The sequence below is a fragment of the Arthrobacter sp. S2(2024) genome (genome assembly GCF_036662515.1).
Lineage (GTDB): Bacteria > Actinomycetota > Actinomycetes > Actinomycetales > Micrococcaceae > Arthrobacter.
Genome location: NZ_JAYKZI010000009.1, coordinates 122,759 through 132,942 on the forward strand (window position 1 = coordinate 122,759; position 10,184 = coordinate 132,942).

The 10,184-nt window shown below is 65.5% G+C and carries 7 protein-coding genes and 1 pseudogene; 6 read left to right on the forward strand and 2 right to left on the reverse strand.

Going from position 1 to position 10,184, the window contains the following annotated elements:
* Window positions 1-84: 84 nt before the first annotated feature.
* From sucB to VLA65_RS16720, 3 genes are all read left to right on the forward strand, one after another.
* Window positions 85-1,839, forward strand: a complete 1,755-nt coding sequence (sucB, locus tag VLA65_RS16710; protein ID WP_332603127.1) for a 2-oxoglutarate dehydrogenase, E2 component, dihydrolipoamide succinyltransferase — start codon at window positions 85-87, stop codon at window positions 1,837-1,839.
* 121 nt (window positions 1,840-1,960) lie between these two features.
* Complete coding sequence (locus VLA65_RS16715) at window positions 1,961-2,314, forward strand: hypothetical protein (protein ID WP_059389121.1); 354 nt, start codon at window positions 1,961-1,963, stop codon at window positions 2,312-2,314.
* A 213-nt stretch (window positions 2,315-2,527) separates the two neighbouring features.
* Complete coding sequence (locus tag VLA65_RS16720) at window positions 2,528-2,956, forward strand: OsmC family protein (protein ID WP_078105540.1); 429 nt, start codon at window positions 2,528-2,530, stop codon at window positions 2,954-2,956.
* 85 nt (window positions 2,957-3,041) lie between these two features.
* Here VLA65_RS16720 and VLA65_RS16725 read toward each other — a convergent pair whose 3' ends face one another.
* Window positions 3,042-6,578: a S41 family peptidase gene (locus VLA65_RS16725; RefSeq protein ID WP_332603128.1), complete on the reverse strand. Its 3,537-nt coding sequence runs from the start codon at window positions 6,576-6,578 to the stop codon at window positions 3,042-3,044.
* 84 nt (window positions 6,579-6,662) lie between these two features.
* On the opposite strand from VLA65_RS16725, the gene VLA65_RS16730 reads away from it, so the two are divergent.
* Window positions 6,663-7,562, forward strand: a complete 900-nt coding sequence (locus VLA65_RS16730; protein ID WP_306964685.1) for a TIGR01777 family oxidoreductase — start codon at window positions 6,663-6,665, stop codon at window positions 7,560-7,562.
* A 4-nt stretch (window positions 7,563-7,566) separates the two neighbouring features.
* On the opposite strand, the gene VLA65_RS16735 is transcribed toward VLA65_RS16730, so the two are convergent.
* The gene (locus VLA65_RS16735) at window positions 7,567-9,258 is read right to left on the reverse strand and encodes a protein kinase domain-containing protein (RefSeq protein WP_332603129.1); all 1,692 of its coding nucleotides are present in this window, start codon (window positions 9,256-9,258) and stop codon (window positions 7,567-7,569) included.
* Between the two features lie 143 nt (window positions 9,259-9,401).
* On the opposite strand from VLA65_RS16735, the gene lipB reads away from it, so the two are divergent.
* The gene (lipB, locus tag VLA65_RS16740) at window positions 9,402-10,070 is read left to right on the forward strand and encodes a lipoyl(octanoyl) transferase LipB (RefSeq protein ID WP_059389125.1); all 669 of its coding nucleotides are present in this window, start codon (window positions 9,402-9,404) and stop codon (window positions 10,068-10,070) included.
* Window positions 10,067-10,184, forward strand: a pseudogene (locus VLA65_RS16745) (lipoyl synthase); the annotation flags it as partial. The gene lipB and the pseudogene VLA65_RS16745, both read left to right, overlap by 4 nt.

The following is a 10,184-nucleotide window of genomic DNA, read 5'->3' on the forward strand; positions in this document are numbered from 1 at the left end:
CTGCGCCCGCACGAACTGCGGGCGCAGGACCCCAGCAGGCAACACTCATCCGCACTAAAGATCAATAAGGAGAACGGGGACGACATGTCTGAATCCGTTAACTTGCCCGCCCTTGGTGAAAGCGTCACCGAAGGCACCGTCACTCGCTGGCTCAAGCAGGTTGGTGACCGAGTGGAAGTCGACGAGCCCCTGCTCGAAGTTTCCACCGACAAAGTAGACACTGAAATCCCGTCTCCTATTGCCGGCATTATCGAAGAAATCCTCGTGGCTGAAGACGAGACCGCCGAAGTCGGCGCTCCCCTGGTCCGGATCGGCAGCGGCAGCAACGGCGCTGCAGCGCCCGCCGCCGCACCTGCGGAAGAAGCACCGGCAGCCCCCGCACCTGAAGCAGCACCGGCACCTGAAGCAGCACCGGCTCCCGTTGCCGAAGAAGCCGCAGCCCCGGCGGCAGCTTCCGGCGAGGCATCGGGTCACGATGTGACTCTCCCCGCCCTGGGTGAAAGCGTCACCGAAGGCACCGTCACCCGCTGGCTCAAGGCCGTGGGCGACAGCGTCGAGGTGGACGAACCGCTCCTCGAGGTCTCCACCGACAAGGTCGACACCGAGATCCCCTCCCCCGTGGCCGGTACTTTGCTTGAGATCCGCGTCAACGAGGACGAGACCGCTGAAGTCGGCTCTGTCCTTGCCGTCATCGGCTCGGGCGCCCCCGCCGCAGCGGCACCCGCACCTGCGGCAGCACCTGCAGCCCCGGCACCTGTGGCTGCAGCCCCCGCCGCACCGGCACCCGTCGTTGAAGCCGCACCCGCACCGGCACCCGCAGCACCGGCTGCCCCGGTAGCCGCACCCGCGCCGGCAGCAGCTCCGGCACCCGCAGCGTCTTCGAGCGAGTCCGGTTACGTCACCCCGCTTGTCCGCAAGCTTGCCAACCAGAACGGTGTCGACATCACCACCGTGACGGGCACCGGCGTCGGCGGCCGTATCCGGAAGCAGGACGTGCTCGCCGCAGCCGACGCAATGAAAACGGCTGCGCAGGCAGCAGCCGCCGCTCCGGCGCCGGCGGCCGCAGCTCCCGCGACACCCGGCAAGCCTGCTGCCGCCCCCGTGGCTGCTTCCTCGCTCCGCGGTACCGTGGAGAAGGCTCCCCGCATCCGCCAGGTCATCGCCCGCCGCATGCGCGAGTCCCTCGAAACTTCAACGCAGCTGACCCAGGTGCACGAGGTCGACATGACCAAGATCGCCAAGCTCCGCCTCAAGGCCAAGGGCTCCTTCGAGGCCCAGAACGGCGTCAAGCTGACCTTCCTGCCATTCATCGCCAAGGCCGTGGCCGAAGCCTTGAAGCAGCACCCCAAGCTGAACGCTGCGTATGACGAAGACAAGCAGGAAATCACCTACCACAATGCGGAACACCTCGCGATTGCGGTGGACACCGACAAGGGCTTGCTGGTTCCGGTCATTTCCGACGCCGGCAACCTGAACCTTGCCGGCCTGGCCAGCAAGATCGCCGACGTCGCCGGCCGCACCCGCCAGGGGAAGATCGGTCCGGACGAGCTGTCCGGCGGTACGTTCAGCATCACCAACATCGGTTCTGTCGGCGCACTGTTCGACACGCCGATCATCAACCAACCGCAGGTGGGCATCCTGGGCACCGGCGCGATCGTCAAGCGTCCTGTCGTGGTTGCGGACGAAAACGGTGACGACTCGATCGCCATCCGCTCCATGATGTACCTGTCCCTCACGTACGACCACCGCCTGGTTGACGGTGCCGACGCCGGCCGCTTCCTGCAGACCCTCAGGACCCGCCTTGAGGAAGGTGCCTTCGAAGCCGACCTCGGCCTCTAATAAGTATCATCACGTGACGGGAAGGTCCCGGCGGGAAACTGCCGGGACCTTCCCGTCTTTGCATGCATTTTCTTCCGTGGCTTTGCTACGGCTCGTAGAAGAATCTGGCTAAGCTGGAGCCATGACTATCCTCTTCAACGTCCTGCTGTTCTTGCATATCGTCGGCGCAGCCATGATTGTGGGCTACTGGATCGCCACCATGAAGCAGCCGACCGTCCACCCGCGCCAGCGCGACGGCGCCTTCGTGCAGCTGATCACCGGCATTGCCATGATGGGAATCCTCCCCATGCTGCCCAACGCCGACCCCAACTACTTCAAGCTGGGCATCAAGTTCGCGATCGGCCTCGCCGTGGCCGTGCTCGCCGTCATCGGCTCACGCAAGGTCAAGAAGGGCGAACCGGTCTCAACAGGACTGGCCCATGGCGTCGGCGGCTTGGGATTGCTCAACATCGCCATCGCAACGATCTGGCAGTAGGAGCGGAAAAGCGCTGACCGGAGCAAACCGCGCGGCCGCCTGGACCATTCGTCCGGGCGGCCGTCGCCGCTTAATCCGTGGCCGCCCGGACCACGGCAGTCACAATCCTCTGAGAGCGGACAAGCGGTGCGCCGCCGCCGTCGAATCCCTAGGATTGAACCCGGCGGCATCCGGTATCCGGGTGCCAATTCGCAACGACGCTGAGGAGTGGACATGGCTACAACACGCACCGCACACACCGTATGGAACGGCAACCTGATCGAAGGCGCCGGCAACACCACGCTGGACAGCTCCGGACTCGGAACCTTCAACGTCACCTGGAAGGCCCGCGCGGAGTCCGCAGAGGGCAAGACCAGCCCCGAAGAGCTGATTGCCGCCGCGCACTCGGCATGCTTCTCGATGGCCTTCAGCAACGGCGTCGCAGGCGCAGGCTTCACGCCGGAGGAGGTCAACACCAAGGCCGACGTCACCTTCCAGCCAGGCGAAGGCATCACGGGCATCCACCTGACCGTGAGCGCACGCATCCCCGGTGTTTCCGAAGAAGAATTCCAGCGCCTCGCCGAAGACGCCAAGCTCAACTGCCCGGTTTCCCAGGCACTCCGGGCAACCCCGATCACGCTGGATGCCACGCTCGCTTCCTAGCGGCAACCCGTCCGAAACCTGTCCAAAAAGCGAGTCCCCGCCTTTCCTTCCGGAAGGGCGGGGACTTCGTCGTGCGGGCCTCCAGCTAGCTCTTGTGCGGCCTTGCGGGCAACGCGGCCGGGCGGAGCTTGCGGTAGCCTTCACGCAGCGGTGGCCGGTCCGTGGGTAGTTCCTGCACCATTTCCTTGAGCGCGCCGATCCCGTACTCCAGCTGGGGATCGGTACCGGCCGCGTAGGCGTGCGGCGGGAACACTACTTCGATGTCAGGCTCAACCCCGAAGTTCTCCACGCTCCAACCGATGCCGCCGGAGAACCACGTGGCATAGCGCGGCTGGGTTACGCCGGTGCCGTCAGCCAGGGCGAAACGGTTGTCGATGCCGACCACGCCGCCCCAGGTCCGGGTGCCGATGACCGGGCCGATGCCGCGGAGTTTGGACACCTGCGTGATGATGTCGCCGTCGGAGCCGGCGAATTCGTCGGCGAGGATAATGACGGGGCCGCGCGGGGCGTGGTGCGGGTACGTACGCGGCTTTTCGCCGCGCGGCATGCTCCAGCCGGTGACCTTGCGGCCGATCAGTTCAGCCACGAGCTGCGACGTGTGGCCACCGCGGTTCCGCCGGACATCGACAATCAACCCGTCCAGCGCGGTCTCGGTGTCAAGGTCCCGGTGAAGCTGCGCCCAGCCGTTGGCCATCATGTCCGGTACATGCAGATAGCCGAACTTTCCATTCGAGGCCTCGCGCACGGTGCGCCTGTTGGCGTGAACCCACTCCTGGTACCGCAAGCGTTCCTCATCCTTCACGGGAACCACGGCGATCCGCCGCTGCCGGCCTGCCGCCCCGGCGTGCCCGCCGCCGTTCAGGATCGTGAGTTCCACGGTCCGGCCCGCAGCGCCCACCAGTTGCTTGGCCGGAGTACGGTCTGCGGAGAGCCCGACGCCGTCGATCGCCAGGATCACGTCGCCCACCTTCGCGTCGGCTCCCGGCCGGGTCAGCGGCGAGTTGGCCAGGGGGTCGGAAGTGTCTCCCGCGAGGATGCGCGTGATCTCCCAACCGGCTTCCGTGAACTTGAGGTCGGCACCGAGCCTGCCCTGTCCGTTGCTCCCTGGTTCGCCCACCGCAGCCGGACGAACGTATGCGTGGGACGTGCCAAGCTCACCGTGCAGTTCCCACAGAAGGTCCACCAGGTCGTCGTGCGAGCCGAGGCGTTCGACGACGGGACGGTACCGTCGGTAGACCGAATCCCAGTCCTGGCCCGCCATGTCTTCGGTCCAGAAGAAGTCCCGCTGCAGCCGCCATGCTTCGTCGAATGCCTGTCCCCATACGGACAACGGATCCAAGACCATCCGGATCCGGTTCAGCTCAACCTTGACAAGCTCTCCCGATTCTTCCTCGGCCTTGGCGTCGGATGGTACGGCGACAACCTGCTTGTCATTGACGAAGACCAGTTTCTTGCCGTCTCCTGAGAGTCGGTAGCGCTCCACGGCGGGGACGAGTGTGACCTGTTTCTGCTTCGAAAGCTCGTAGCGGACCAGCGCTGGAGCAGGTGCCTTGTCCTGCACCGTGCCACGGCCATCTCCAGTGACGCCTGAGAGGGGGGTATCGAGCCACAGCAGCGCGCCGCTGGAGGCCGAAAGCGCCGAGTAGTTGCCCTGCGGCACCGGGACGCCGATGACGCGCAACGGCAGGCCCTCACGGTCCACGCGGACCGTGACGGCGGTTCCGGCACCATCCCCGGTACCGTCCTTCTCGGCGTTCCTTGCGCCGTTCTCCCCTTCGGGTACGGCGTCCGCTTCCTCCTCGTCCAGCATGTCCACTACCGGGCCGAAAGGCGAAGGAGTGGCTGCAGCGAGTGCCACAAGGTACGGCTTGATGGGGCTGGGGAACGACAGGTCGAAGGCGTGGCCGTCGTACACGGGATCGAAGCTGCGGTTCGAGAGGAACGCCAGAAATTTTCCGTCGGGAGTGAAGGCCGGCGATTCGTCGCAGAAGCGGCCGTCCGTGACCTCCACGATGTCTCCAGGGTTGGCGGTGTTGACCATGCGCAACTTGCTCCGTGAGCCGAAGGATGTCACAGGCTCTGACCATGCGAGCCATTGCGAGTCCGGCGACCACGCGAGGCCGTCAATGCTGCCGTCCCCTACGCTGACAAGCCGCGACAAGGTGCCATTGGCAGTGTCGGCCAGGTAAACGTCCCCGAACGCGGTACCCACGGCAAGCCACTTGCCATCGGGACTGGCTTCGAGGGCGCTTGGACGGGCTGCCCTGGGGAAATCGATCCTCAGGAAGTCGAGCCGTGGCTCTTCGGCTCCGCCACGTGTGGCGCTCATCGGTGCAGTCACGCTATCCGCGGACGCCGCAGCTGGCTCCGCGTGCGGTTCCTGCAGCCGAACCCCGGACGTCTCGGGCTGTCCCGTGATCGCCGATGCCGAGACGGGGCGGGGCAGTTGTCCGGCGCCGTCCTCTTCACCTTCGCGTCGGGCGGGTGCGGCGTCCTGGACTGGTGCTTCGACCGCCGGTTGCGACAAGCGCGGGGCAATCCTCTTGATGTAGATGGCGTCGACGCCGTCATGGTCCGCTACGTAGGCGATACGACCGTCAATAAGGGGCCGGGGAAGCCGTGCCCGCACGCCGGGAGTCGCTTCGACAACGCGGGACGGTCCGTCTTTGTGGCGCAGCCAGTGGACGGTTCCGTGGGATTCCACAGCGCTTGCCGAACCGGCCGCGTTGGGGAAGACGTCGCCCAAGTGGGCGGCGACTTTGAGGGGTGCCGGCCGCCGCGACTGGGATGCCGAGCCCAGGCTGACGTCAAGCCGTACTGCCTCGGCGTCGGACTCAAGACTCGGCAGGATCCACAACTCGCCAGCCGATTCGAAGATGACCCGCTTGCCGTCGCTCGCGGCGTGCCGGACGTAGAAGTCCTCGTGATCGGTGTGCCGGCGCAGGTCCGAACCGTCCGGCCGCACCGAGTAAAGATTTCCGTAGCCCTCGTGATCCGAGAGGAAGGCGATCCGTCCGCCTACCCACAGCGGGTCCGCGAGGTTCCCGTCGAGCCCGGAAAGCAAGCGGGCGAACTCGCCGTTCCCGTCGGCGTCGATCCACAATTTACCGGCGGTACCGCCACGGTACCGCTTCCACCAGGCAGGCTCGCGCGAGAGCACACTGGCAAGGACAACGGGTCGCTCGTCCCCCACTTCCGGGCCGAACGCCACCGATTCGACGGGGCCGAAAGGAAGCTCGACGGCGGGGCCGCCGTCGAACGGCAAGGCGTAAGCATGCGTGTGCCGCCCCTCGGCCTGTTCAAAAGCCGTCGTGACCACAACGTCGCCTGAGGAGGTGAATCCCTTGACACGGGTGGTGCTGTGACCGAAGTAGCTCAACTGCCGGTACCCGCCGCCGTCGACGTTCGCTGTCACCACCTCGGGAGCAGCCCCGACGATCGTCGTCCACACAAGCCGCTTGCCGTCCGGGGTGAAGCGGGGATTGCGCGCAGGGAGCTGCTGGGCCGAAATCCGCCACGCGCGGCCTCCGGCCACGGGCGCAATCCAAACGTCGTCTTCGGCCACGAAGGTGATCAAATCACCGTGCAAATGCGGGAAACGGAAGTAGCTGGAGGAGGTCATTGTTCGATCATAGTCAAAGGAGTCGCGAGGCCTTTTGAGGCCTGCCGTAATGCCGGAGTGATGCTTGCCATGATGAGATAGGGCATGCGAATCGTGATATCGGGTGCCTCGGGATTCATCGGAACTGCGCTCTCCGCGCATCTCCTCGGCAGCGGGCACGACGTCGTCCGGCTGGTTCGCCGCCCGCCTGCAGGAACCGGCGAAGCCTCTTGGGATCCGGCCGCGGGCCAACTGGATGAGGCGGTACTCGATGGCGCAGACGCTGTGGTCAACCTCTCCGGTGCAGGCATCGGGGAGCGGCGCTGGACCAAAGCACGCGTGCGCGAAATTATCGACTCACGATTGCGGACCACAAAAACTCTCACGGCAGCCATGGGACGGCTGGGAACTCCGCCCGGAACATTCCTGAGCCAGTCAGCCTCGGGTTATTACGGCTCGTCCCGTGCCGGCCTGCTCCGGGAAGACGCGGGGCCAGGCAAAGGCATGCTGGCCACCCTGTGCGTCGATTGGGAGGCCGCCGCCCACACGGCGCCTGCCGGCGTGCGGGTGGTGACGCCGCGTACCGGCGTGGTCCTCAGCCCTGATGGCGGAGCCTTGGGGCCGCTTCTTCCGTTGTTGAAGATGGGCGTGGGCGGACCGTTGGGAAACGGCCGGCAATATTGGCCCTGGATTTCCCTTGTGGATGAAGTTTCAGCCTTCGAATACCTGCTCAACTCGGCGCTCGAAGGTCCCGTCAACGTGTGCGCCCCGGAAAGCGCTGACGTCAACGCCATCGTTGCGCAATTGGCGGCGGCCCTGCACCGGCCTGCGTTCCTTCGCGTACCTGCCCCCGCGCTGCGATTGGTCCTCGGCAGCCATCTGGCGGAGGAACTTGTCCTCGCCAACCAGCGCATGGAACCGGCACGGCTGGTGGACTCAGGCTTTGCCTGGCAGCACCCCGCGCTGGCGGATGCCGCCCAATGGGTGGCAAGCGGCGGCAAATGATCATTTAAGACTGCTTGGCCAGGATCTCGGTGATCCTCCACGCGTCCTCGCCACGCAGGAGAACCACCCTGAGTTCCTGTGGTTCGCCCCGGGGCCGCGCTCCGACGATCTCCCCTGCTGCGTCCCGTTCTTCATAGGCGGACGTTTCCACCGTGACAGCAACTGCTGCCCGGTCCGGGCTGGAAGGTCTCTCCACACTCACGCTCGAGAGGGTGGTGGAAAAGCCCGCGAGAACCAAGCCGGCGCCGAGCAATTCGTCCTTGAGCTTTCCATCGGAGGCGGCAGCCGCCGAGCCCTGCACATTAACGTGTTCCAGGAGCTCGAACTTTCCGGAACTCAGCGCCTTGTCCCGGAGTGCCGACAGTCCCCGTATGGCTTCCTCCGGGTTTGCGGATCGGATCCGGCCCCATACCACCGCGGGAACTTCTGCCTCCACCGGGACTTTATCGGGACCGGCCCACTGCTGGGTATTGCGCGGCATGCCGGGCTCGCTCGCGCCCCGTTCTTCCTGGGAAGCACTCGACGCCGCGCCAGGGGCCGTCTGCCCGGCTCCCGGTCCTCGATCGCCAGCCCACCATACCGCACCAGCCAACCACACAGCGGCTACTGATCCGGCGCCCGCAATCATCCCCAGAGCGAGCACGACGGGCGCCGCCCGCCGTCGTGCCGAAACCGGCGCAACCGCACGCCGGTGTCTGCGTCCCGACCCTGGAGGGCGGAAGCGGCCGAAAAGCGCCGCGATGCGGGCGCGCTTTGGGCGAGGAGCAGAAGCCCGACGCCGGGTCACCAGTTCCGGAACAACCGTCGCGTGCACCGAAACGGAAAGGTCCACAGCTTCCGGCGGTGCGCTTCGGTAGACCGCAACACCCAATTCGGCCGCGGACGGCCGCTGCTGCGCCTCTGGATGAAGCCCGGCCTCGATCGCAACGGCCAAGGCAGTAGGCACCGCAGGCACCAACAGTGTCAAGGGCGGCCGGCGTGCCGCAGTGTCCGGGGCGGAACCCGTGAGGCAATACCAGCCAAGCGCGGCGAGCGCGTAGGTATCGCGCTGCGGCTCCAGTTCCGCTGTCCCCCGGACAGCCGGAGCAGGATCCGCGAATCCTGGGGTGCCCGAGTCCGGAACCCCCGAGGCGTCCCCCACCATGCGGGAAATGCCCATGTCCGAGAGGAGCGGTTTCCCTTGCGCGGTGAAGAGGACATTTCCGGGCGAAACATCGGAGTGTGTCACCCCTTGGCAATGCAGATAGGCCAAGGCCTGTGCCAGGGGCGTCAGGACGGTCACTGTCTCGCCCACGCCAAGACTCCCCCTGCTGGACACCAACTGCCCAAGCGAGCCGCCAGGGGCGTAGTCCATGACCACGCCCAAGCCGCCGTCGACGGACTTTGCCAACTCAACAACGCCATGGACTTTGACGAGGTGCTCGTGGTCCAGCCTGGATAGAAGCCGCACCTCACGCAGCAGGGATGACTTGGCGTCGCGTGGATCCGCCGTCTCCGGTTTCCGGCCGAGGCATTTCACGGCGAAGCTTTTCCCCGACCGCTGTTCCGTTGCGAGCCACACCGTGGCTCTTCCGCCGCGGCCCAGTTCACGCACCGCAACAAAGCCCGGGATCACAGGTTCGGAAGGTTCGATCCCTTGGGAGGGCATGTCCCGCTCACGGTCCTGGGCACTCCCGCAGGTCGAAAAAGTCTCCATGCCTCAACAAATACCGGAAATCGCGGATTCCCGCAGAAGTTATCCACAGGCCAAGGACCGGAGCCCCGCAAGCAAGCCGAGTACGACTGAGAGCTTGGCCACAAAATCATGGCCTGCGCCCCGCGGGGTCTAAGCTTGTCCCCATGACTCTTGAGTTTTCACAGCTGGGTCTTGCCCCGGATTTCGTTGACTACATGCAGGGCTGGGATATCCAGCGCGAACTCCACAACAAGGTTGTTGCCGGCGACAAACCCAGCACCGTCTTGCTCCTTGAACATGCCGCGGTGTACACGGCAGGCAAGCTCACGGAGGACCACGAGCGCCCGTTTGACGGCACGCCGGTTGTTCCCGTGGACCGTGGCGGCAAATTGACCTGGCACGGACCCGGCCAGCTCATTGCCTACCCCATCCTCAAACTGAAGAACCGCGCCGGGATCCGTGACTACGTCGAGCGTCTCGAAGCCGTCATGATCGCGATCATGGAGGACTACGGAATCAAGGCCACGCGGGTCAAAGGGCGGGCGGGAGTCTGGGTCCTCGCGGACGACAAGGGTCCGGACCGCAAGATCGCCGCGATCGGTATCCGCGTCCTCGACGGCGTGACCATGCACGGCGTGGCCATCAACTGCAGCAATGACCTCGCTCCCTACGCACAGATCATCGCGTGCGGCATCACCGACGCGAGCGTCACCACCATGTCCATCGAGACCGGCAAGACCATCAACCCGGCCGACATTGCCGAGCGCTTCATCGAAGAGTTCCGCAAGCACGAAGAAGCACTCGTATCCAGCCCCGAAGGAGCACTCCAGTGACCCTGGCACCTGAAGGCCGTAAGCTGCTGCGCGTTGAACAGCGCAACAAAGCCGTCCCGGTCGAACGCAAGCCCGAGTGGATCAAGGCCAAGGTCCAGATGGGCCCGGAATTCG